The organism is Vibrio sp. L3-7 (assembly GCF_963898195.1).
In the GTDB taxonomy this organism is placed as follows: domain Bacteria; phylum Pseudomonadota; class Gammaproteobacteria; order Enterobacterales; family Vibrionaceae; genus Vibrio; species Vibrio echinoideorum.
The window spans coordinates 50504-75217 of record NZ_CAWQUW010000073.1 but is presented as its reverse complement, the minus strand read 5'-3'; the positions used below and the strand labels follow the sequence as shown (position 1 = coordinate 75217).

The following is a 24714-nucleotide window of genomic DNA, read 5'->3' as shown; positions in this document are numbered from 1 at the left end:
TCTTACAGGCATTGGTAGTAGCAAGGAATAATTAGAATAAGTATGGCGATTAAGCAAATTCTGTTCGCAAGTCTATTGGCCACTAGTGTGGCTGCGAACGGGGCACAAAATTTTGTGGTTCAAGATATCAAGATCGAAGGTTTACAGCGTGTTGCACTAGGTGCAGCTCTACTGAAAATGCCAGTGCGTATTGGCGATGAAGTGGATGAAGGCGATGTATCGGAGATCATTCGTGCATTATATGCTTCAGGTAACTTTGAGGACGTTAAAGTACTTCGCGATGAAGGCGTATTGGTTGTTCAAGTTAAAGAGCGTCCAACTATCGCAAGCATCTCATTCTCAGGGAATAAAGCGATCAAAGAAGAACAACTTCAACAAAACCTAGATGCGTCTGGTGTTCGTGAAGGTGAAGCTCTTGACCGTACAACGCTGAGCAACATTGAGAAAGGTCTTGAAGATTTTTACTACAGTGTTGGTAAGTACAACGCGACAGTAAAAGCCGTTGTTACGCCTTTGCCGCGTAACCGTTCTGACCTTAAGTTTGTATTTACTGAAGGCGTATCCGCCAAGATTCAGCAAATCAACTTTATCGGCAACAAAGTTTTCTCTGATGCTGAACTGCTTAGCCGCTTTAACCTAAACGTAGATGTTGCGTGGTGGAACTTCCTTGCGGATGAAAAGTATCAGAAGCAAGTATTGGCTGGCGATATTGAAGCACTGAAATCTTACTACCTTGATCGTGGTTACCTTAAGTTTAAGGTTGATTCAACACAAGTAGCGATCTCTCCAGACAAGAAAGGCGTTTACATCACGCTTGGTATTGATGAAGGCGAAGCTTACACAGTTAAAGATGTGGCGTTTCGTGGTGAGTTAATCGGTCGTGAAGCTGATTTTGAAGCATTAGTTCCTTTTGAAGATGGCGATACTTATAACGGTTCTTCGGTGACTTCACTGGAAGAGAACGTTAAACGAATTCTTGGTGAAGCAGGTTATGCCTACCCGCAAGTTCGTACTATCCCTGAATTTGATGATGAAACGAAAGAAGTTTCGTTAGTCATTAATGTAGAGGCGGGCAGTCGTATTTACGTTCGAGATATTCGCTTTACGGGTAACAACTCGACTAAAGATGAAGTATTACGTCGTGAAATGCGTCAGATGGAAGGTAGCTGGCTTAACTCGAAATCAATAGATACGGGTAAGAGTCGCCTGAACCGTTTAGGTTACTTCGAAACTGTGGACGTACAAACGGTCCGTGTTCCAGGCAGTGACGACCAAGTTGATTTGGTCTACAACGTTAAAGAAGCGAACTCGGGCAGTATTAACTTTGGTGTTGGTTACGGTACTGAGTCCGGTGTTAGTTTCCAAGTTGGTTTGCAACAGGATAACTTCGCCGGTTCAGGTAACCGTGTTGGCGTTAGTGCCATGATGAACGATTACCAGAAGAACGTGAGCTTAGACTACCGTGACCCATACTGGAACCTTGATGGTGTGAGTTTAGGCGGTAAGATCTTCTATAACGAATTCGAAGCATCTGAAGCGGGTATCGTCGACTATACCAACCAAAGTTATGGTACCAGCCTTACATGGGGTTTCCCTGTGGATGAGCTGAATCGTCTGGAATTTGGTTTTGGTTATACGCACAACAAAATCGGTAACGTTCCGACCTATATTCAAGTTGAGCAGTTCGCGAGAAGTATTGACCAATATGGTGACGAACATATCTTAACTGATGATTTCGATATCAATATTTCTTGGACACGTAACAATCTTAACCGTGGTTTCTTCCCAACTGAGGGTAACCACCAACGTGCTTTCGCTAAAATAACGGTACCAGGTTCTGATGCCAAGTACTTCAAAGCGCAGTACGACGTAAAACATTACATCCCGCTGACCAAAAAGCATGAGTTCACTCTATTGATGCGTGGCCGATTAGGCTATGGTAATGGTTATGGTCAAACAGATGGTAACGATAACTTGTTCCCATTCTATGAAAACTACTATGCGGGTGGTTTCACTACGCTGCGTGGTTTTGGTTCTAACTCGGCAGGTCCAAAAGCCGTTTACGGAAGCAGCACGGGTAATAACCCAACTTACAGCTCCGCAACTGATGATTCAGTTGGTGGTAACGCGGTTGCTTTGGCTAGTTTAGAACTGATTGTACCGACGCCGTTTGCTTCTGATGAAGCGCGCAGTCAGATTCGAACCAGTGTCTTCTTCGACATGGCAAGTGTATGGGATACCGAGTTCGTAGACCGCAATCAACCGAGCAGCGGCAGTCAGTATTACTACGATTATTCTGATCCAACAAATTATCGTTCATCTTATGGTGCCGCTCTTCAATGGATGTCGCCAATGGGCCCACTGGTTTTCTCTCTAGCGAAACCAATTAAAGTTTACGAAGGTGATGATGAAGAGTTCTTCACATTCACCATTGGTAGAACCTTCTAATATTTAAAGGACAATATTTTGAAAAATATGATTAAAGCAGCAGGTTTAGGCCTTGTAGTTATTAGCTCTTCTTTCTTTGCTACTGCTGCAGAAGCTGCACAAAAAGTGGGTTATGTAAACACTGCACAAGTATTCCAGGCTCTACCTCAGCGTGAAGTTGTTCTTCAAAAAATGCAGGAAGAGTTCAAAGATAAAGCGGCTGAGCTACAAAGCATTCAAGCAGAAGCTAAAACTAAGATTGAAAAGCTTAAGCGTGATGGCGAATTGCTAGGCCCTGATGAAGTTGAGAAGCTTCGTATTGAGGTAGGTCAACTAGACAGCAAGTACAAAATCAAAGCTCAAGCACTAGAAAAAGCAAGCCAACGTCGTGAAGCACAAGAGAAGCAGAAGCTGTTCAAAGTGATTCAAGATGCTGTAACAAAAGTTGCAGAGAAAGAAGGCTACGACATGATTGTTGATATTCAAGCTCTGCAATACGGTAAGCCTGAATACAATATCTCTGAGCAAGTAATTAAATCACTGAAATAAGTTTTATGAAGAACCTGACTTTAGCCGAATTGGCAACAATTACCGGGGGAGAGTTACACGGAGACGGTACGATTACTGTTTCAGCTGTTGCCCCTATGGATAAAGCGCAAGAAGGTAACATTACGTTCCTTTCTAACGTTAAGTACAGCAAGCACCTAGGTGACTGTAAAGCATCCGCTATTATGGTTAAAGAGAGTGAACGTGAACTGTGTAAAACCAATGTAATAGTGGTTAATGACCCTTATGTTGCTTTTGCTAAAGTTGCTCAAGCGTTGGATATTACTCCTGCACCGGCTTCGGCTATTGAGGCTTCAGCTTCAATTTCAGGTGATGCGACCATTGGACAAAACGTGTCTATTGGGGCAAATGCTGTGATTGAATCTGGTGTGGTCCTTGGTGATGATGTGATCATTGGTGCTGGTTGTTTTATCGGCAAAAATGCTCAAATTGGCGCTGGTACTAAGCTATGGGCTAATGTCAGCATTTATCATGAAGTGGTTATTGGCACCGCGTGTTTGATTCAATCGAGCACAGTGATTGGTTCTGATGGCTTTGGTTATGCGAACGAAAAAGGCGAGTGGGTTAAGATCCCTCAAGTTGGTTCGGTTCGCATTGGTAATCGTGTAGAAATTGGTGCATGTACTACTATCGACCGTGGTGCATTAGACGATACAGTCATTGAAGATAACGTTATCTTAGATAACCAACTTCAAATTGCTCACAATGTTCACATCGGATATGGTTCAGCGATTGCTGGTGGTACTATTATTGCTGGCAGCACGACGATAGGTAAGTACTGTATTATTGGTGGTGGCTGTGTGATTAATGGTCATATTGAAGTTGTCGATGGCGTTACAATCACCGGTATGGGGATGGTAATGCGCAGCATCACTGAGAAAGGTATGTATTCCTCTGGTATTCCTTTACAGCCAAACAAAGATTGGCGTAAAACAGCGACGCGTGTTCATCGTATTGATGAAATGAACAAGCGTCTGAAAACCGTTGAAAAACTTATCGAGAAGAGCGCGGAATCATAATTCCAGCATTTCTAATAAAAGGCTCGCGTACAGCGAGTCTTTTTCGTTTATAATCCTTCTAATTAAATAAAGAATACATATAGGAATACGACTTTGACTACCGAACAGACAACGATGAACATTACTGAAATTCAGGAACTATTACCTCATCGCTACCCATTCTTAATGGTTGATCGTGTGACTAGCTTTGAAAAAGAAAAAACATTGACCGCGATTAAGAATGTTTCTGTCAATGAACCTCAGTTCACAGGCCATTTCCCACAACTTCCTGTATTTCCGGGTGTGTTGATTTTAGAAGCAATGGCGCAAGCAACAGGTCTCCTAGCATTTAAATCTTTTGGTGCACCTTCTGGCAATGAGCTTTACTATTTTGCAAGCGTAGATAAAGCAAAATTCCGTAAGCCAGTTATCCCTGGTGACCAATTAGTTATCGAAGTTGAATTCTTGAAAGAACGCCGTGGTATCGCATCATTTAATGGCGTAGCTAAAGTTGACGGCGTTGTAGTTTGTTCAGCTGAACTTAAATGTGCTCGTAGAGAGTTTTAATATGATTCATGAAACAGCGAAAATTCACCCGGCAGCAGTAATCGAAGGTGATGTAACTATCGGTGCTAACGTGACGGTTGGGCCTTTCACTTACATTGCTGGTAACGTGACAATTGGTGACGACACTGAAGTGATGTCGCATGTTGTGATCAAAGGTCACACAACCATTGGTAAAGAAAATCGCATCTTTCCACACGCTGTTATCGGTGAAGAAAACCAAGATAAGAAATACGGTGGCGAACATACGACAGTAGTGATCGGTGATCGCAACGTGATTCGTGAAGCGGTTCAAATCCACCGTGGCACGGTTCAAGATAAAGCAACCACAGTGATTGGTGATGACAACTTACTTTGTGTTAATGCTCACGTAGCACACGATGTTGTTGTTGGTAACCACACTCACATTGGTAACAACGCTATCCTTGGTGGTCACGTAACGGTTGGTGACTACGCTGGTGTAATGGCACTTTCTGCGATTCACCCATTCTGTTCAATTGGCGCTTATGCTTACATTGGCGGCTGTTCTGCTGTTGTTCAAGATGTACTGCCGTACGTACTTGCACAGGGAAACCATGCGGCGCCATTTGGCCTTAACCTAGTGGGCTTGAAGCGTAACGGATTTGAGAAACCAGAAATTCGTGCACTACAGAAAGCGTACAAAGAGTTATACCGTTCAGGTAAAACACTTGAAGAAGCTAAAGCAGCTTTAGTTGAAATGGCGAAAGAGTTTACTTCAGTTGCACCTATGCTAGAAATGCTAGAGAACTCTGAGCGCGGCATTATTCGTTAATACTTGATGTGGTTATGTACCAATCAACGTGAGTATGACCAATAATTACTTCATCAGATTGGTATAACAAAAAGATCGCTACTTGTTAGGCGATCTTTTTTGTTTTAAGTAAGAAGGGAATTGGAAGAATATGGCACAGCAAGAAACACAAACCAATAACTCGGACTTTGTTTCGAATGAGCCACTACGCGTAGGTATCGTTGTCGGAGAACTCTCTGGTGACACGCTTGGTGAGGGCTTTATTAAAGCGATTAAATCACAGTACCCGAATGCTGAATTCGTTGGTATTGGTGGGCCAAAAATGAAGGCTCTGGGTTGTGAATCTCTTTTCGAAATGGAAGAGCTTGCCGTAATGGGGTTAGTGGAAGTGCTGGGCCGTTTGCCTCGCTTGTTAAAAGTGAAAGCGGAGCTGGTTAAATATTTCACTCAAAACCCGCCAGATGTCTTTGTTGGTATTGATGCTCCTGACTTCAACCTGAGACTTGAGTTAGATCTTAAGAACGCGGGTATTAAAACTGTTCATTATGTTAGTCCTTCAGTTTGGGCTTGGCGCCCAAAACGTATCTTTAAAATCGACAAGGCAACCGATTTGGTATTGGCCTTTCTACCATTTGAAAAAGCGTTTTACGATAAGTACAACGTTGCCTGTGAATTTGTTGGCCACACATTGGCAGACGCGATCCCCTTGGAACCAAGTCAAAAAGAAGCTCGTGATCTTTTAGGTTTAGAGCAAGACAAGCCGTGGTTAGCTGTATTACCGGGTAGCCGTGGTGGTGAAATGAGTTTGATTGCTCAACCATTTATTGAAACTTGTCAGCGCATTAAGCAGAAATACCCTGATATCAATTTTGTTGTTGCGCTCGTTAATGAACAGCGTAAAAAACAGTTCACTGAAATTTGGCAATCAACGGCGCCTGAACTTGAATTCACGTTAGTGGAAGATACTGCGAGAAACGTGATTACAGCTGCCGACTCTGTGCTATTAGCTTCAGGGACCGTCGCTCTTGAGTGTATGTTGCTGAAACGTCCAATGGTCGTTGGCTATAAAGTAAATAAGCTGACGGGTTATATTGTGAAGAAGTTGTCGATTACCGAGTTCGTCTCACTGCCTAACATTTTGGCAGGTGAAGAAATCGTAAAAGAACATATCCTTGAAGAGTGTCACCCAGACTTTTTGTTCCCCTCTGTCGATAAGATGCTCTCAGCGGACAACAGTGCGTTGATCGAGCGCTTTACTGAGATGCATCACTGGATCCGTAAGGATGCGGACAAACAAGCCGCCAACGCTGTCCTGAACCTAATTGATAGACCATTTGTTGAAGCGTAATACGCGCATATAGATTTACAGAGTACTAAGAGAATAATTATGGCAGTAAAAGAGAAAAAAGAGCTTCCTCCTTTTGAGTATCCTCAAGGTTACCAATTATTTGCTGGTGTGGATGAAGTCGGGCGCGGGCCATTAGTTGGTGATGTCGTGACGGCTGCGGTTATCCTAGATCCCAACAATCCGATTGAAGGCTTAAATGACTCAAAAAAACTGTCTGAAAAAAAGCGCCTTGCACTGCTGCCTGAAATCAAAGGAAAAGCACTGGCGTGGTCAGTGGGTCGTTGCTCGCCACAAGAAATTGATGAATTGAATATTCTGCAAGCGACCATGGTCGCCATGCAGCGTGCTATTGCTGGTCTTAGCATTCAACCTGATATGGCATTGATCGATGGAAACCGTGTTCCTGAATTGCCGATGGATGGTCTTGCTATCGTGAAAGGGGACTTGCGAGTCGCTGAAATCAGTGCGGCGTCTATTATTGCTAAAGTAGTTCGTGACCAAGAAATGGAAGAGCTTGATAAGATTCATCCTGAATTTGGTTTTGCTAAACACAAAGGTTACCCGACGAAAGCACATTTCGAAGCGATTGAAAAACATGGTGTGACCGAGCATTATCGTAAAAGCTTTAAACCCGTAAAGCGCATCCTTGGTATCGATTAAAGCGAATCGATTAAACTTTATATTGCCCTGGCTTCTTATTGATAGTGGCTTCCTATTGATTGGAACCGGCTATCGAATAAAGTTGCCTACTTGCGGTAGATAAAAATAAAATACATCCAGTTGTAACCCTAGGCTCAAACCTAGAACTCAGGAAAAATAATGTCAGATCCAAAATTTGTTCACCTACGCGTACACAGTGATTTTTCGATGGTGGATGGCCTCTCTAAGGTGCCACCATTAGTTAAAAAAGTCGCTGAAATGGGTATGCCTGCTCTAGCACTTACCGATTTTACCAACCTTTGTGGTTTGGTTAAATTTTACGGTACGGCTCATGGGTGCGGGGTTAAACCAATTATTGGTGCTGACTTCTTGATGCAGTCTTTAGAATTCGGTGATGAGCTGACTAAGCTCACCGTCATTACCACGAACAACAAAGGTTATAACAACCTTACACTGCTTATCTCAAAAGCTTACCTTCGAGGCCATGTGCAACATCAGCCTGTCATTGATAAAGAGTGGCTAATTGAGCATGCAGAAGGCCTGATTATTTTATCGGGTGCAAAAGAAGGTGAGATAGGCAAAGCGTTGCTGAAAGGTAATCGTGAATTGGTCGCAAGCAGCGTTGAGTTTTACAAAACGTATTTCGCAGATCGTTTCTATCTTGAGTTGATTAGAACTGGACGCCCGGATGAAGAATCTTACCTGCACTTTGCGTTAGAGCTTGCTGAGCAAGAAGACCTGCCAGTTGTCGCGACCAACGAAGTAGTATTCCTGACCGAAGACCTGTTTGACGCTCATGAAATTCGCGTAGCGATTCATGATGGTTTTACGATGGTCGATCCTCGTCGTCCTAAAAACTACAGCGCGCAACAGTACCTTCGCAGTGAAGAAGAGATGTGCGAGTTGTTCTCGGATATCCCTGAAGCACTAGAAAACAGCGTCGAGATTGCTAAGCGATGTAACGTAACCGTTCGTTTGGGTGAATACTTCTTACCTAACTTTCCAACCGAAGGTTTAGCGATTGAAGATTTCCTGATTAAGAAATCAGAAGAAGGTCTTGAGCGTCGTTTGGCGTTCCTATTCCCTGACGAGAAAGTAAGAGCTGAGCGCAGGCCTGAATACGACGATCGACTAAAAATCGAACTCGAAGTTGTCAATAACATGGGTTTTCCCGGTTATTTCTTGATCGTAATGGAGTTCATCCAGTGGTCAAAAGATAACGATGTACCTGTAGGTCCTGGTCGTGGTTCTGGTGCCGGTTCTTTGGTGGCTTATGCGCTTGATATCACCGATCTTGACCCACTTGAATATGACCTGCTTTTCGAACGTTTCTTGAATCCAGAACGTGTATCGATGCCCGATTTCGATATCGATTTCTGTATGGATAAGCGTGATCAAGTTATTGACCACGTTGCTGAAATGTATGGCCGTGATGCCGTGTCTCAGATCATCACCTTTGGTACCATGGCGGCAAAAGCCGTAATTCGCGACGTAGGCCGTGTACTTGGTCACCCATTTGGTTTCGTTGATCGTATTTCTAAGCTTGTCCCACCTGATCCCGGCATGACCTTAGAGAAAGCTTTCCTTGCTGAACCAGCATTGCCAGAGCTTTACGATGGTGATGAAGAAGTCCGTGAGCTGATTGATAAATGTCGAATCTTAGAAGGTTGTACGCGAAATGCAGGTAAGCACGCGGGTGGTGTTGTTATCTCGCCTACCACGATTACCGATTTTGCGCCCATCTATGCCGATGCGGAAGGTAACTTCCCGGTAACGCAATTTGATAAGAATGACGTAGAAACCGCAGGCTTGGTTAAGTTTGACTTCTTGGGGTTACGTACCCTGACTATTATCGACTGGGCGTTAGGTTTAGTGAACCCACGTTTGGCAAAAGAGGGTAAAGCTCCGATTCGCATCGACTCGATTCCTCTGGATGATCAAGCGTCATTTAACTTATTACAAAATTCTGAAACGACGGCGGTATTCCAGCTGGAATCACGTGGTATGAAAGACCTGATCAAGCGTCTACAACCTGACAGCTTTGAAGATATTATCGCATTGGTAGCTCTGTTCCGTCCGGGGCCTCTGCAATCAGGCATGGTAGATAACTTTATCGACCGTAAACACGGACGAGAGGCAGTCTCTTACCCTGATGAAACGTGGCAACACGAATCGCTAAAAGAAACACTAGAACCGACTTACGGCATCATCCTGTATCAAGAACAGGTAATGCAAATCGCTCAGATCCTTGCGGGTTATACGCTTGGTGGCGCCGATATGCTGCGTCGTGCGATGGGTAAGAAAAAGCCTGAAGAGATGGCAAAACAGCGCGGTACCTTTAAAGAAGGTGCTGAAGCCAATGGTGTTGATGGCGAACTGTCCATGAAGATCTTTGACTTGGTAGAGAAGTTTGCGGGCTACGGCTTTAACAAATCTCACTCGGCTGCATACGCACTGGTTTCTTATCAAACACTGTGGTTGAAAACGCACTATCCAGCTGAGTTCATGGCGGCGGTAATGACTGCAGACATGGATAACACTGAAAAAGTTATTGGCCTTGTTGATGAGTGTCTCCGTATGAAGCTCAAGCTTCTTCCACCAGACATTAATTCAGGCTTATACCGTTTTAATGTGGATGAAGATGGTGCCATTGTTTATGGTATCGGCGCAATTAAAGGGGTGGGTGAAGGTCCTATTGAAGCGATCATTGAAGCGCGAAATAAGGGGGGGCACTTTAAAGACTTATTCGACTTTTGTGCGCGACTTGATCTGAAAAAAGTAAACAAACGTGTTATCGAAAAGTTGATTCTATCTGGAGCCTTAGATAGATTAGGTCCTCACCGAGCTGCAATGATGGCATCATTGAAAGATGCGGTTAAGGCTGCAAGCCAACATCATCATGCCGAATCTTTTGGTCAATCAGATATGTTTGGTGTGTTGACTGACGCTCCAGAAGAGGTTGAGCACAAGTATACTCAAGTGCCTAAATGGCCTGAAAAAGTTTGGCTTGAAGGTGAGCGTGAAACGCTAGGCTTGTATTTAACGGGTCACCCGGTTAATGCTTATATTAAAGAGTTAGCTAAATACACTAGCTGTCGTTTGAAAGATGCCACGCCAACTCGCCGTGACCAATCATTAACGATTGCAGGTTTAGTGATTGCTGCTAGGGTAATGACCACGAAACGTGGCACACGAATTGGTTTGATGACGCTTGATGACCGATCCGGCCGGATGGAAGTGATGTTGTTCTCGGATGCACTCGATCGCTACGCAGAATTGCTCGAAAAAGATAAAATTGTGGTTGTTTCTGGACAGGTCAGCTTTGATGATTTCAATGGTGGGCTTAAAATGTCCGCGCGCGAGGTCATGGACTTAGGAAGCGCCCGTGAGAAATATGCTCGTGGGGTGTCGATATCTATTGAACAATCCCAAATTAATGGTCAATTTTTTGAACGCTTTAGTCAAATCTTAGAACCTTATAGAGCAGGAACGGTCCCAGTCAATGTATACTACCAACGTGCCGACGCCAGAGCGCGGTTAACATTGGGCACAGAATGGCGTGTGACGCCAAGTGATACATTACTAGACGAATTAAAACAGCTGCTTGGAAATAGCCAAGTAGAACTCGAATTTAACTAAAATTTAGCTCCATGACTGTGGAGCTGAATCAACAAGGATTCATAGATGAGCCTGAACTTTCTAGAATTTGAAAAGCCTATCGCTGAACTTGAAGCAAAAATCGAAGCGCTACGTGACGTTTCGCGTCACGGTGGTGATACAGCGATAGATCTAGGCAAAGAAATTGAACAGCTAGAGAAAAAAAGCTTAGAGCTTAAACAGAAAATCTTTAGTGACTTAGGTGCGTGGCAGGTAGCTCAACTTGCTCGCCACCCTCAACGTCCGTACACCAAAGATTACCTGGAGCATGCATTCACAGAGTTTGAAGAGTTAGCGGGCGATCGCGCTTACGCTGACGATAAAGCGATTGTGGGTGGTATGGCTCGTCTAAATGGTCGTCCTGTGATGGTTATTGGTCACCAAAAAGGTCGTGAGACTAAAGAAAAAGTGATCCGTAACTTTGGTATGCCAAAGCCAGAAGGTTACCGTAAGGCACTTCGCCTAATGGAAACGGCTGAGCGTTTCAACATGCCAATCATTACTTTCATCGATACAGCGGGTGCATATCCAGGTGTTGGTGCTGAAGAGCGCGGCCAGTCTGAAGCTATCGCGAAAAACCTAAAAGTAATGGCAGGCCTATCTGTGCCAGTTATCTGTAACGTTGTCGGCGAAGGCGGTTCTGGTGGTGCACTAGCAATCGGTGTTGGCGACTACGTGAACATGCTTCAGTACTCTACGTACTCAGTAATCTCTCCAGAAGGTTGCGCTTCAATCTTATGGCGTGATTCAGATAAAGCGCCACAAGCTGCGGAAGCTATGGGCTTAGTTGCTCCTCGTCTTAAAGAGCTAGAGCTTATTGATGAAATAATTCCTGAGCCTTTAGGTGGTGCACACCGCGATCCAGTACAAACTGCTCAGAATATGAAAGACATGCTAGTTAAACAGCTAGAAGAACTAGAGCAGTTTGATAACGAAGCGCTTCTAGAGCGTCGTTACCAGCGCCTAATGAGCTACGGTTACTGCTGATAAATTTGCCTTGCATAAGGTCAGCTTTGAGTAACAAGATGATGAAAGGGTTGGACTCAGTGCCAACCCTTTTTTATTATTAAAATATTCTCCCTTCAAACCTACTCTCATGGTTCACTCGCTCATGACTCACTTAATCGAAACCTTCACATCTGTACTTCATCAAAGCGCACTCAAGCCATGCCGGCTGATCGTTGCTTTCAGTGGCGGTGTCGATTCCCGAGTGTTGTTGGAGTTGGCTGCTCAATATTCCAAACAACATGACATTGAGTGCCTTGCGGTACATGTTCATCACGGCCTAAGTGACAATGCTGACGACTGGGCAAATCAATGTAAAGTATGGTGCGATGCTTTATCTGTGTCTCTAGCAGTAGAAAGAGTATCTTTGGATATCAATAGCGGTGAGAGCATTGAAAAGTTGGCTCGAGATGCTCGATATCAAGCTTTTAAGCAACATGTAAGACAGGGTGATGTTTTGGTTACGGGTCAGCATATAGATGACCAACTTGAAACGTTCTTACTTGCGTTAAAGCGTGGAAGCGGCCCGAAAGGACTCTCCTCTATGGCGAGATTTATGCCGTTTGGAGAAGCTTTTATCGTTCGTCCTATGCTGTCAGTAACTCGACCGGATATTGAAGCAGCTGCTTGCGATATGGGCTTAACCTGGGTTGAAGATGAGAGTAATCAGGATCTTCGTTTTGACCGTAATTTTATTCGACACCAGGTGACTCCAACATTAATCAATCGTTGGCCTAGTTTCCGTGAATCGGTCAGTCGTAGCGCGTTACTGTGTGCAGAGCAAGAGTCGTTACTTGATGAATTGATTGAGCCTCACTTTCTCAAAGCTTTAGGTGGCAGTGAGATCAAGAGCCAAAGCCTAAGCATTGAGGTGTTATCTGAGTATTCTGTTTTATTGCGTGCACGCTTGTTAAGAATGTGGTTGAGTTATTGTGGGCAATCGATGCCGAGCCAAAAACAACTTAAGTTGATTTGGGATGAAGTCGCATGCGCTCAAGCAGACGCTAACCCTAAGCTGGTGTTGGATAATGCCGAAGTTCGACGCTTTAATCATCAGCTCTATCTCGTGAAAGAGACCAAAGACTTGTCGAACTGGCAAAGTGATATCTCGATGGGTCAGAGCTTGGTTCTGCCTGATGGTTTAGGGGATCTACACTTAAATTCAGCGCTGAGTGATGGCGTATCTAACAACCGTGATGTGCAAAGCTTTAGTTTGTCGGATACAAGCGAAACACTACGAGTTATCTTTAATCCTGAAGGGTTATCTGCGCATCCTGTTGGGCGTGGGCATAGCAGAAAACTCAAAAAGCTCTTCCAGGAATATCAGGTGCCAAGTTGGCTAAGGCGCAGAACACCCATATTGATGGAGGGCGATCGAGTGATCGCTGTTTTGGGCTTATTCGTAGATAAAAACTACGAAGGTCAAGATTGTGAAGCGCTTTGGAGCAAGTAGAAAAAGTTTGTGTCACAATTTAGGCTACTTTAATAAAAATAATCAATGGAATATGCAATGAAGAAAATTACACTAGGATTAGTTCTTGGCTTGGGACTATTGAGTGGTAACGCGTTGGCGGGTGATGTTGCTGCAGGTCAAGCAAAAGCAGCAATCTGTGCAGCATGTCATGGTGCAGATGGAATCGCGATGATCCCTGGTTACCCAAACCTCAAAGGTCAGAACGAGCAGTACATTGTTTCGTCAATTAATGCTTACAAAACAAAGCAGCGTAATGGTGGCTTAGCTGCTGTGATGCAAGCTCAAGCTTCAATGCTGAGTGACGAAGATATCGCTAATCTAGCTGCTTATTACGCAAGCCTTAAGTAAAACCTTCTTAAAGCGCTGATTAAACAAGATGATAAATTACGAGCCAGAGCTTTAAAGCTCTGGCTTTTTTCATTGAATGTTTACAATAGCTAGCCGATAATGAGCTATTCGCACAGTTTAAGGGATGAACATGAAAAAGATTGAAGCCATTATCAAGCCGTTCAAGCTTGATGATGTACGTGAAGCGCTTGCAGAAGTAGGTATTACAGGTATGACCGTATCTGAAGTGAAAGGCTTTGGACGTCAAAAGGGTCACACTGAGTTATATCGCGGCGCAGAGTACATGGTCGACTTTTTGCCTAAAGTGAAATTAGAAATTGTCGTGACTGATGAAGTCGCTGACCAATGCGTAGATACCATCATCGAAACGGCGCAAACCGGTAAGATTGGTGACGGTAAGATCTTCATTACTGATGTTGAACGTGTGGTACGTATTCGTACTGGCGAAGAAGACGAAGACGCCGTTTAAAAAAACTATTACCCTAAAAGGAGCGTTTATCGCTCCTTTTTCATTTCTGGTAGGGTGCTGTATGTTTAAGAAAACCATTTTTGTTATCGCCTTATTGATAACGCTCGCGGTTGCTAGCTTTCATCTTATCTTCGTGATCCCTCAGAAACCAAGCCTGATCACATCTTCTCAAAACACCAGTAATGATATCTATAGTTGCTACCAAAATTCAGCACCAAAAGCGATTGACGTTTCAGACGGATTAAGTCTTACAGTGTGGAATATCTACAAGCAAAACCGCAGTAACTGGCAGAGCGAACTGAATCAAGTATCCGCGGGAAGCGATTTGGTCTTGTTGCAAGAAGCAAGCATGACCGAAGGGCTTAGGCGGTGGGTGACAAGTGGCCAGTGGGGCAGCACTCGTGTTAATGCATTTGAAGCCTTTAAACAAAGTGCGGGTGTACTCAATCTAGCGACCCATTTGCCGATCGAAGCTTGTGCTTATACTCATGAAGAGCCTTGGCTTCAATTGCCAAAATCAGCACTTTGGTCTCGTTACCAGTTGAGTAATGGGGAAGAATTGGCAGTCATCAATATTCATGCGGTGAACTTTACGTTTGGTACCGAAGATTACGAATCACAACTTAAGAGCTTAACTGATAATTTGCAGCAATATAGTGGGCCTATCATCTTTGCTGGTGACTTTAACAGTTGGAGCGAAGCTCGTTTTTCAGTGTTAAAAAGTGCGTTGGAAAAGGTTGGTTTGAATGAGGTTGCTTTTGAACCTGATAATCGAACTCAGTTTATGACAGGGTTAGTGCTCGACCACGTGTTTTATCGAGGGTTAGAAGTAGAAAAAGCAAAAGCGCCCATTACGGACGCTTCTGATCATAATCCAATGTTAGTTACCTTTAAGGCTAAATAGTAATAAGCCAGTAGCTGCTAACATTTTGGTTACTCTGAATAAATAAGCTAATGGAATAAATAGGCGAGTGAATGTTCGCTTGCCTTATTTCTTCAGCTTAAAATATTAAAATGTAGAGTGCCCAGATTAGATAATAGCCAACCCATGGCAAACCCGAAATGACGAGGGCTTGGCCGCGTTCAAATTCGGTCCACGTTAGCACTGCTGCATAACCGAGTACGATGTACCAAGGTAGCAGTAGCGGTAATGAGCTTGCAAACTGTGACCAGTCATTGGTTAGCGGTAACTTGATTAAGCCGTTTAAGCTGTTCAAGTCAGCGGCGTAGCTCATCACTTGTCCGTGTTTTAGTATTAGGCTCGCGTAGCTCGCTACATCACCTAAAACAGCAGGAAACATCACGACCGATGAGGCTGCAAACCATCTCCAGTAACTGTGCTGATGTTGGCTTGGTTTTGTTGCGAGGTTAAACCAGAATGCCAGTAGGGCGATGCTTAGCGTGCGACCAAACACATCGCTGATGATTTCGCTCGCGAGTAGAGTATCGCTGTCAAGTAACGCCAATTGGTCAGGGTTAGTTTGAGCCAGTTGTTGTGACAACTCAGCACTTAACCATGCAAAATCTACATTCGAAAAATAGGCACCCCAAAATAAGAACGGGCTCAGAATTAATACGACGTAGGGTTGCCACCCCCAAGCGCTTCGTTCGTAAAGCGCTAAGAAACAAGCTGTTGGTGATCGGAAAATATCCAACAGCATGACGAGTGGGTTACTTGACGGGTTCATACACTTACCTTAGTTACATCAACATACAGCTTCAGTTTTTGTCCTGGCTGCAGGTATTTTTTGTTCTGCAAAGTGTTCCATTTTACAACATCTGCACTTTTTACTTTGAACTTTGATGCAATACCGCTGACTGTGTCACCTGATCTTACGTTATAAAAGATAGTGCGGATGATGGCATCATCTGAACCGTTCTTCCAGATGACCAGTTCTTGACCGATTCGAAGTGTGTCACGTGGTCCCATACCGTTCCACTTAGCCAGTGATTGATGGGATACTTTATTTGCACGTGCAATCGTCCATAGGCTGTCACCACTTTTTACTGTATGGCTGAGCTTATATTGACCACGACTCTTCGATTGTGTGCTGGCTAGGCGATTTGAAGCGCTTAGTGCATACGTCTTGTCATCTTTGGTTGATGTTGGAATAAGTAGGTGCTGACCAATACGAATGCTGTTGTTGCTTAAACCGTTTGCAGAGCGGATTACTTTGCTGGTGGTATTATATTTACTTGCCAGTACGCTGATGCTGTCGCCAGACTGAACCTTGTAACGAACCAACTTCATACCTTTGCCTTTGTTGGCCGCCACTTCTTTGTTGAATTTCTCAACAGCGCTTAGAGGTAGTAATAATTGTTGGTGTTTTTCTGGTGCCGTTGCCCATTGATTATAAGCCGGGTTGTAACCTTGCAGTTCTTTAACTGGAATTCCCGCGTAGCTAGCGGCAATGGCTAGATCTAGCTGCTCATTTGGATTCACCAGAGTTAATACGGGTTTGTTCGGAATCGCTGGAATGTCGATTCCATACTTCTCTTGGTTTGCAATCACATCAGCCAATGCTAGTAGCTTAGGTACATAGCTGCTGGTCTCTTTTGGCAAATCCAGAGAGAAGAAGTCGATTGGTTTACCTAGTTTTTTGTTCTTACGAATGGCGCTGTTTACTCGGCCTCCGCCACTGTTATAGGCAGCAATGGCATGGTTCCAATCACCATCGAAACGTCTGTTGAGGTCTGATAGGAAATCCAATGCAGCGTCAGTTGAGGCGGCAACATCACGGCGACCGTCGTACCAGAAGTTCTGTTCTAGCCCGTAGTCTTTGCCTGTGCCAGAAATGAATTGCCATAGACCTGCAGCGCTACCATGGGAGTAGGCAAACGCATCGAAAGAACTTTCTACAACAGGCAGTAGTGCTAATTCTAACGGCAAGCCTTTTTCTTCAATCTTAGTCGTGATCAGATAAAGGAAAGGTTCAGCACGTTGTGAGACAGTTTTTAGATGGCTAGGGTGTTTTAGATACCAAGTTCGGTAGTAGTCGACTTTCTTTTGGTCGGGCACTTCCATTTCAAGTTGCATCGCAATACGTTTCCAAACGTCTTCTTGTGCTTGTGGCGTAACGACAGGTGCTTCAACTTTGGGTTCTTCTTTGGTCGCTTCTGATGAAACGTTCGTTTGAGAAACTTCTTTAGTAGGAGATGTGTTGGTTTGCTCGGAAGCTTGGTCTGGATTCTCTGACTGAGTTAATTGGCAACCAGAAAGTAGTAGTACCAAAGCCCAGCTGTACTTAACTCGCATGTTACAGCCTTTTTAATAAACGGCCGATGATAATACTTGCCACCCCCTATGAGTGACAAGTCTGTATTTGTTAAAATTCGTTCTTCCACGCACGTAAAGCGGTAAAGACTGATAAAGGATCGGTCTGCTCGGTACGATTAGACACTGATTTAACTACACTTGGTTCGGTGTAGCGCAAGAAAGGGTTAACAAACTTCTCTTGTCTCAAATTTGTGGGGATGGTCGACTTATTTTGAGCGCGCAGTCGATTCACTTGGTCACGATATTGCTTCAGGTGTTGGTTATCCGGCTCAACTGCAAGTGCGAAAGCGATATTGGCTGCTGTGTACTCATGTGCACAATAGACTTCTGTTTCTTGAGGGAGCGCAGTGATTTTGTTCAACGCATCAAACATTTGTTGTGGTGTGCCTTCCATAATTCGGCCACAACCCGCTGAGAACAATACATCGCCACAAAATAGTTTTGCATCACCAACATAACCGATGTGGCCTGCAGTGTGCCCGCTGAGTCCGAGCACTAAAAATACTTCACCAAACAGTTCTAATTGGTCACCGTCGTCGACAGGGTGAGTCAGAGTGGGGATAGGTTCGTTCTTTGGACCGACCACATCAACACCAGGATGTTGCCTTACTAATTCTGGAACGCCACCAATGTGATCATGGTGGTGGTGTGTAATCAAGATTGCATCTAAAGTTAGCTCATGATGTGCTAAGTACTCTAATACTGGAGCGGCATCACCAGGGTCGACGACAGCACAACGGCGATCGCTATTTTCAATCAGCCAGATGTAATTATCGTTAAATGCAGGTATGCTTTTGATATGTAACATTATTGGATCTCCAGTCACTTTTAGTGAGACAGAATAAGTGAGACAGGTTATTGATGAAGCCAGCGCGTAGCAGAAAGAAGTTTGAGCGTCCTTATACTTGGGCACAGTTGCACAATGGGGACTGGTTGAGAGAATCTATTCAAACTCGACTCGATGAGTGGTGCCCAAAGCTTTTTGGTTACCACATGCTCAAGCTCGGTGGCCTCAGTAGTGAGATTTCTAGCTGCACATGCAACATTCAACATCAAGTAAACCTAGATATCCAGAACCCATTACATAATGTGATAGCGGATGGTTATAATTTACCCTTTTTGGAGAAAAGTTTTGATGTTGTAGTGCTCAGTCATCAATTAGATTATAGCAATGACCCGCACAGGTTATTGAGAGAAGTCGACAGAGTGATGATGGACGATGGCTATATTATCATCACCGGTTTTAATCCGTTTAGTGTGACAGGCTTGGCGAGTTTATTGCCTTGGCGTAAGAACAGCTTACCCTGGAGTGGTCGTATGTACACGACAAGTCGAATAAAAGACTGGTTAGGCGTACTGAACTATGAAGTGATTCATTGCGATACCTATGCGCTGTTCCCGATGAGTAAATATCAAGCGATGTGGACATGGTTGGAAAACAGCTTAGGTGGTTGTGCATCCTTTGCCGGAAGTCAGTATTTTATTGTCGCTCGCAAGCGCACCTACCCGCTGAAGCCGATCAAGCCACATTGGCACCTTAAACGACGTTTCTCTCCTGTTGGAGCCAGTTTTAGAACCAACAGCCGTTGTACGCTGAATTCTATTAAGGCTATATACCCGTTAAAAACAGAACAAACCGACTAGTGGTCGGCTTTTCATTTTTAGATCGGGTTTAGAAGCGTATATAACGAGAACTCTAAACTCAAAAACTTACTTCAGATTCAAATCTTACTTCTTATTTAAAAAAGATCGTTAACTTGGTTGGTAACCAGTATCTTCTTTAGTTGGGTTTTCGGCTGCGGTACGCGCGAGATCATCACACATTTCATTTTCTCTGTGTCCTGCGTGTCCTTTTACCCAGCGCCAATCAACGGTGTGGCGAGCGGTTTCTTTATCTAACCTTTGCCAGAGGTCGGCGTTTTTAACTGGTTTCTTATCAGCTGTTTTCCAATCACGCTTTTTCCAGTTATGGATCCACTGGGTGATACCTTGACGTACGTATTGGCTGTCTGTTGTTAGAATCACAGAGCAGGGTTCTTTGAGTGCTTGAAGCGCAATGACTGCGGCGAGCATTTCCATTCGATTGTTGGTCGTTAGTGTGAAGCCTTCTGCTAGTGTCTTTTCGACTTTTTTATAGCGAAGTACGATGCCATAGCCACCAGGACCTGGATTGCCTAAACAAGAACCATCAGTGAAAATTTCAACTTGTTTCGTCATGATTTGATACTATTACCCCAAGCACATTATCGGCATAGTCTGACACAGATATCCTTATGAATACCAGTAGCACTCCAGAACAAAGCGTTGACGCAGCAGCGAACTCCAAATCAGAAAATGGGGCGAACGCAGAAAACAAGCGCATCATTGTACTCGATACCGAAACAACAGGTATGAATACGGAAGGTGGCCCTCACTACATGGGTCATCGCATCGTAGAGATCGGTGCCGTTGAGATCATCAACCGTAGATTGACCGGGCGTCATTTTCACGTCTACATCAAGCCCGATCGTGCCATTCAAGAAGAGGCGATTGGCGTTCACGGTATTACTGATGAGTTCTTGGTGGATAAGCCTGAGTATCAAGATATTCACAAAGAGTTTCTCGGCTTTATCAAAGGTGCTGAGCTGGTGGCTCACAACGCGCCCTTCGATACTGGCTTCATGGATTATGAGTTTGAGAAACTCAACCCAGCGATTGGTAAGACGGATGACTACTGTAAAGTTACCGATACCTTGGCGATGGCTAAGAAGATATTTCCAGGTAAGAGAAATAACCTAGATATCTTATGTGATCGTTATGGTATTGATAACTCACACCGTACTCTCCATGGCGCATTACTCGATGCCGAGATCCTAGCCGACGTCTACTTATTGATGACGGGTGGCCAAACTTCGCTGCAATTTAACGCAGGCCAAAAGGAAGGTGAAGGCGAAAGTATACGAAGAGCAGAAAGTGGCAGAAAATCCCTAAAGGTTTTACGAGCTACGGCCGATGAAGTAGAAGCGCATCAAAGTCGTTTAGATCTCGTCGAGAAAAGCGGAAGCTGCCTCTGGCGTCAGTAGGGAGAAAGTATGTTAAGGGTATTGGCTACCGGTTACTTATTGTTGTTGAGCTTTAGCTTACACGCAGCAACAGAGTCCGTAATGAGTTTATTGGATAACCGATTTCGAGTTGATCCCAGTATTGAACAAGTCACCTTTGTGATTTATCGAGCCGATAACTCTAAACCCGTCGTCTTGGTTCGTCCTGACGGCAAGAAATATTACTCTTGGCGCAATGCTGATAACGTCCGTTGGTACGAAGAGTCCTCAATGGACATTATCTCTATCGACAAGCCGATGCCAGGCCCTTGGCAAGCGGTAGGCAAAGTCTCACCTAAGAACAACATTAAACTCTTATCGCATCTTGTTTTGGATGCCAATGAATTTCCGAACAAGTTGTACCAAACAGAACACATCAAATTCACCGCTCGTTTGACATCAGATGGTAAGCCTCTCGTACTGCGTGATTTTCTTGATCGCGTGAAACTTAAAGTTACGTTTACTAAGTTTGTGGAAAACGAAGAGTCTTTAGTAAGAGAAGCGCGCCCGGTTCCTGTTGTGATGGGCGAGTTTGCCGACGATGGCGCAGACTTTGATGAAAAAGCCGGAGATGGCGTGTTCACAGTGTCGTTACCTATTGATATTGAGCCGGGTAAATACCGAGCTCGTATAACCTCTGGTAATGGTGTGTTTTTGCGAGCGCAAGAGCAAGAAGTCTTGGTGTACCCCACGCCAATCACCACTACCTTTATCCAGTCTCGCAAAGAGGGTTTACCTCATACCATAGTGGTGTCAGGTGAGCAGGGCATGATTGCGCAGAGTTCTTTGGCGGTTCATGTTGAGCACAAGGCTCCTGATGATTACGTCATGTACAAGCAAGGCCAAGCCGAAGTCGATGCGATGAAAGTGTCTTTAGAGGTGCCTTGTAATGGTGAATTGGGTATTTATAACTGGTCGGGGATGATTTATGCCACTGATGCTTCAAGCCAACGTCCACTGATTTTTCCAATTACAGAGCAGTCGTACAGTGTTGTTGAAGATATCGATTTAGCGGAGTCACGACGCCTTCAAGAGCAAGCACTTGCGGAACAGAAGCGGATCGCAGCAGAATTAATAATACTTCAGAAGCGTGAGGATGATAGGCAACGCAGCATGATCATTATCGCGGTGGGTAACGTGGTCGCAATTTTATTGGGCTTATTGATCTGGTTTGTGATTCGTAAAGTGACGGCGAAGAAAAAAGCTCAACCAGAGATGCAACTTAAGGCGCCAAAGTAACTCGCCTATATAATTAGAGTTGTCTTGAGAGAACAAACTTCAAGATAGCAAGCTATAGAGTTTGTGATAACGATGTCATGAACAAAAAAAAACGGGACTCATAGGAGTCCCGTTTTTGTTTCTTTTCTGACCTTAAGCGACGTTCTCAATCGATTGGTCTGGATACTCAGACTTTGCTGCTAGCTCCTCTGGAGAGAAGTCGTCAACGTTGATCGTGTACAGCCTGTGTTCCTCGGCGCTAACCAGCAGGTCTGCCTCTTCTTGCGTCAAGATGCCTTTCTCTAGCCCTAATTGAGCAACAAGGTCTAGTCGTAAGAAAGCGCGTTTTTGGTGCGTTTCTTTGCAGACTTTGTCGAATAGCGGTTCAGCTTGAAGAATGACTTCTAGTGCTTTCTCTATCTTACCTACTGGATTGTATTCGGTTGCTTCTAAATATTGACCACGGCCAATACGTGAACGTGTCTCGCTTGGCGTTTGTAGAATATGAGCAACTTGACTATCTAGTTTGTCATTTGGTGCGCGGCGAATACGACCAAATGGCATCAACACAACTCGAAGTAAACGACCAATCACAGGGTTAGGGAAATTTGCTAAGAACTCATCAATAGCGACTTCAGTTTGGCGTAAGCTGTCTTGCATACCCCAATGAACTAACGGTAGATCTTCAGCATGGCTGCCTTCGCTTTCAAAGCGTTTTAGTGTTGCCGAACCTAAATACAGTTGACTTAAGATATCGCCTAATCTTGCTGATAGGCGTTCTCTGCGTTTCAGTGAACCACCTAGAACGGCCATTGAAATATCAGAAAGTAGCGCTAGGTTTGCACTGTAGCGATTAAGTTTCTGGTAGTAGCGCTTAGTTTGCTGATCAGTTTTACTTGCTGGAGTTGGAGTATCAGAACCTCGGCCATCGGTTAAACCGAACCAGAAGCTACGAACTAGGTTACTTAGTGTAAAGCTAACGTGTCCAGCTAACGCAGAATCAAACTTATCCAGTGCATCGCTGCTTTCTGAATAAGCAGCTTCCATTTCATTTAGAACGTATGGGTGACAGCGAATTGCGCCTTGCCCATAGATGATCATCGAACGAGTTAGGATGTTGGCACCTTCCACGGTGATCGCGATTGGTGCGCCTTGGTAGCTACGAGCTAAGAAGTTTGATGGACCTAAACAGATGCCTTTACCACCGACGATATCCATCGCATCAATGATGCTGCGTTGGCCACGATGAGTACAATGGTATTTTACGATTGCAGAGATAACTGAAGGTTTTTCGCCAAGGTCGATGCCTGCAACGGTTAGGTTACTTGCCGCGTCCATTACGTAAGCATTCCCGGCTAGGCGTGCAAGTGGTTCTTCCACCCCTTCCATACGACCAATTGGTTGTTTGAATTGACGACGGATACGAGCATATGCCCCTGTCGCTAATGCTGCCGACTTGATACCACCCGTCGAGTTTGAAGGAAGTGTGATACCACGCCCAACCGATAAACATTCAACTAGCATGCGCCAGCCTTGTCCTGCCATTTTCTGGCCACCAATGATGAAATCGATAGGGACGAAGAGATCATCACCTTGGGTTGGGCCATTTTGGAACGGTACGTTAAGTGGTGAGTGACGATTACCAATCTTCACGCCTTTTAAATCTGTAGGGATAAGCGCACAAGTGATACCGAGCTCTTGCTTGTCGCCAAGCAGGCCGTCTGGATCTCGTAATTTAAACGCAAGCCCCAATACTGTTGCGACAGGTGCAAGGGTAATGTAGCGCTTGTTCCAAGTGAGGCGCATACCTAAGACTTCTTCGCCTTGCCATTCGCCTTTACATACAATGCCGTAATCAGGGATTGAGCCTGCATCTGAGCCAGCTTCCGGGCTAGTTAGGGCAAAACAAGGGATCTCTTTACCTTCCGCTAAGCGGGGTAGGTAGTGGTTTCTTTGTTCTTCTGTACCGTAGTGCTGCAATAGCTCACCGGGGCCTAACGAGTTAGGTACGCCAACGGTTGATGACAATACGCTAGAAACGCCAGTTAGCTTCTGTAGCACTAAAGACTGAGCGTAAGCTGAGAATTCTAAGCCACCGTATTTTTTCTTGATGATCATGGCGAAGAATTTTTGGTCTTTCAGGTATTGCCATACTTCCGGTGGCAAGTCGGCAAGTTCATGTGTCACTTGGTAATCGTTAACCATTTCACAAACCTGATTAACCGGACCATCTAAAAAGGCTTGCTCAGCTTCAGACAACTTAGGGTCTGCAATGTCTTGCAGCTTCTTCCATTCTGGTTTGCCTTTGAACAACTCGGCTTCCCACCATACGGTACCAGCTTCCAATGCTTCTTTTTCTGTCTGAGACATTGCTGGCAGGACTTTCTTAAATAAAGACAGTGCTTTTTGACTGATGATGGTTTGGCGGATGGCAGGTACAGCAAGCAATGCAACGGCCAATAGGTAACAAAGCCAGCCAGTGACAGCGACGCCGCCAAACAATGTCAGTACAACCATTGAACCGGTAAGGATGACTAAAGCGCGTACCAGACTAACTCTATGGTAAAGGCAGACACCAAAGATAGTTGTCATGGCAAGTAGGGAGAGCAATATGTTCATGATCGATTTCCTTTTCAGAGATCACTTATTGTTATGAATTTAGGTAAGAGGTCTAACCAGTTAAGTGTAAACAAAATATTAAATATTTGTAAAACTCTAAATTGGGTAAAAAGTGATCTTAATAGAGTTAAAATTCTAATTGTGAGAGGTTGGTGGTGAATAATTGGACGGTTCTGCCATGAGATATTAATTAAGGTGGCAATCTTTTGGCTTAAGTATCGACACTATTTC

At 44.4% G+C, this 24714-nt stretch carries 21 protein-coding genes; 16 read left to right on the top strand and 5 right to left on the bottom strand.

Annotated features, from left to right (window positions below; translation table 11 throughout):
- The first annotated feature begins 42 nt into the window (after positions 1 to 42).
- The 13 genes from bamA to AACW75_RS24605 all read left to right on the top strand — a co-directional run bounded on the left by bamA (position 43) and on the right by AACW75_RS24605 (position 15193).
- Entirely contained in the window at positions 43 to 2448 is a 2406-nt protein-coding gene (gene bamA / locus AACW75_RS24665; RefSeq protein ID WP_135456053.1) for an outer membrane protein assembly factor BamA, read from the top strand.
- Positions 2449 to 2475: 27 nt separating this feature from the next.
- Positions 2476 to 2976 (top strand): OmpH family outer membrane protein, encoded by a 501-nt coding sequence (locus tag AACW75_RS24660; RefSeq protein WP_029224713.1) that lies wholly within the window; start codon positions 2476 to 2478, stop codon positions 2974 to 2976.
- 5 nt (positions 2977 to 2981) lie between these two features.
- Positions 2982 to 4013, top strand: a complete 1032-nt coding sequence (gene lpxD / locus AACW75_RS24655; protein WP_135456056.1) for a UDP-3-O-(3-hydroxymyristoyl)glucosamine N-acyltransferase — start codon at positions 2982 to 2984, stop codon at positions 4011 to 4013.
- 93 nt (positions 4014 to 4106) lie between these two features.
- On the top strand, positions 4107 to 4559 hold the full coding sequence (gene fabZ, locus AACW75_RS24650) for a 3-hydroxyacyl-ACP dehydratase FabZ (protein ID WP_017072660.1): 453 nt from the start codon (positions 4107 to 4109) through the stop codon (positions 4557 to 4559).
- Between the two features lies 1 nt (position 4560).
- Positions 4561 to 5349, top strand: a complete 789-nt coding sequence (lpxA, locus tag AACW75_RS24645; RefSeq protein WP_017072659.1) for an acyl-ACP--UDP-N-acetylglucosamine O-acyltransferase — start codon at positions 4561 to 4563, stop codon at positions 5347 to 5349.
- A gap of 130 nt (positions 5350 to 5479) precedes the next feature.
- Entirely contained in the window at positions 5480 to 6676 is a 1197-nt protein-coding gene (gene lpxB, locus AACW75_RS24640; protein WP_017072658.1) for a lipid-A-disaccharide synthase, read from the top strand.
- 39 nt (positions 6677 to 6715) lie between these two features.
- Positions 6716 to 7336 (top strand): ribonuclease HII, encoded by a 621-nt coding sequence (gene rnhB, locus AACW75_RS24635; RefSeq protein ID WP_145571543.1) that lies wholly within the window; start codon positions 6716 to 6718, stop codon positions 7334 to 7336.
- A gap of 159 nt (positions 7337 to 7495) precedes the next feature.
- Complete coding sequence (gene dnaE / locus AACW75_RS24630) at positions 7496 to 10975, top strand: DNA polymerase III subunit alpha (RefSeq protein ID WP_145571545.1); 3480 nt, start codon at positions 7496 to 7498, stop codon at positions 10973 to 10975.
- Positions 10976 to 11020: 45 nt separating this feature from the next.
- A complete protein-coding gene (gene accA / locus AACW75_RS24625; protein WP_102553632.1) occupies positions 11021 to 11980 on the top strand; it encodes an acetyl-CoA carboxylase carboxyl transferase subunit alpha in 960 nt (319 codons plus the stop codon).
- A gap of 124 nt (positions 11981 to 12104) precedes the next feature.
- Entirely contained in the window at positions 12105 to 13451 is a 1347-nt protein-coding gene (gene tilS / locus AACW75_RS24620; protein WP_145571547.1) for a tRNA lysidine(34) synthetase TilS, read from the top strand.
- Between the two features lie 57 nt (positions 13452 to 13508).
- Positions 13509 to 13820: a c-type cytochrome gene (locus AACW75_RS24615; protein WP_029222103.1), complete on the top strand. Its 312-nt coding sequence runs from the start codon at positions 13509 to 13511 to the stop codon at positions 13818 to 13820.
- Positions 13821 to 13950: 130 nt separating this feature from the next.
- Positions 13951 to 14289 (top strand): nitrogen regulatory protein P-II, encoded by a 339-nt coding sequence (glnB, locus tag AACW75_RS24610; RefSeq protein ID WP_004738609.1) that lies wholly within the window; start codon positions 13951 to 13953, stop codon positions 14287 to 14289.
- A gap of 61 nt (positions 14290 to 14350) precedes the next feature.
- Positions 14351 to 15193, top strand: a complete 843-nt coding sequence (locus tag AACW75_RS24605) for an endonuclease/exonuclease/phosphatase family protein (protein ID WP_145571549.1) — start codon at positions 14351 to 14353, stop codon at positions 15191 to 15193.
- Between the two features lie 97 nt (positions 15194 to 15290).
- On the opposite strand, the gene AACW75_RS24600 is transcribed toward AACW75_RS24605, so the two are convergent.
- The 3 genes from AACW75_RS24600 to gloB form a co-directional block, all read right to left on the bottom strand.
- Positions 15291 to 15977 (bottom strand): YIP1 family protein, encoded by a 687-nt coding sequence (locus AACW75_RS24600; protein WP_017072651.1) that lies wholly within the window; start codon positions 15975 to 15977, stop codon positions 15291 to 15293.
- A complete protein-coding gene (locus tag AACW75_RS24595) occupies positions 15974 to 17545 on the bottom strand; it encodes a LysM peptidoglycan-binding domain-containing protein (protein ID WP_145571551.1) in 1572 nt (523 codons plus the stop codon). Before AACW75_RS24595 ends, AACW75_RS24600 begins: the two co-directional genes overlap by 4 nt.
- Positions 17546 to 17615: 70 nt before the next feature.
- Positions 17616 to 18374, bottom strand: coding sequence for a hydroxyacylglutathione hydrolase (gloB, locus tag AACW75_RS24590; protein WP_017072649.1), 759 nt, complete (start codon positions 18372 to 18374; stop codon positions 17616 to 17618).
- Between the two features lie 53 nt (positions 18375 to 18427).
- Between gloB and AACW75_RS24585 the strand changes: the two genes are divergently transcribed.
- Positions 18428 to 19210: a class I SAM-dependent methyltransferase gene (locus AACW75_RS24585; protein ID WP_145571553.1), complete on the top strand. Its 783-nt coding sequence runs from the start codon at positions 18428 to 18430 to the stop codon at positions 19208 to 19210.
- Positions 19211 to 19318: 108 nt separating this feature from the next.
- On the opposite strand, the gene rnhA is transcribed toward AACW75_RS24585, so the two are convergent.
- Complete coding sequence (gene rnhA, locus AACW75_RS24580) at positions 19319 to 19783, bottom strand: ribonuclease HI (protein WP_135456070.1); 465 nt, start codon at positions 19781 to 19783, stop codon at positions 19319 to 19321.
- A 56-nt stretch (positions 19784 to 19839) separates the two neighbouring features.
- Between rnhA and dnaQ the strand changes: the two genes are divergently transcribed.
- Together dnaQ and AACW75_RS24570 are read left to right on the top strand one after the other, a co-directional pair.
- Positions 19840 to 20628, top strand: coding sequence for a DNA polymerase III subunit epsilon (gene dnaQ, locus AACW75_RS24575; protein ID WP_186437209.1), 789 nt, complete (start codon positions 19840 to 19842; stop codon positions 20626 to 20628).
- Positions 20629 to 20637: 9 nt separating this feature from the next.
- Positions 20638 to 21885 (top strand): TIGR03503 family protein, encoded by a 1248-nt coding sequence (locus tag AACW75_RS24570; protein ID WP_145571555.1) that lies wholly within the window; start codon positions 20638 to 20640, stop codon positions 21883 to 21885.
- A 132-nt stretch (positions 21886 to 22017) separates the two neighbouring features.
- Here AACW75_RS24570 and fadE read toward each other — a convergent pair whose 3' ends face one another.
- Complete coding sequence (gene fadE, locus AACW75_RS24565; RefSeq protein WP_145571557.1) at positions 22018 to 24483, bottom strand: acyl-CoA dehydrogenase FadE; 2466 nt, start codon at positions 24481 to 24483, stop codon at positions 22018 to 22020.
- Between the last annotated feature and the right edge of the window lie 231 nt (positions 24484 to 24714).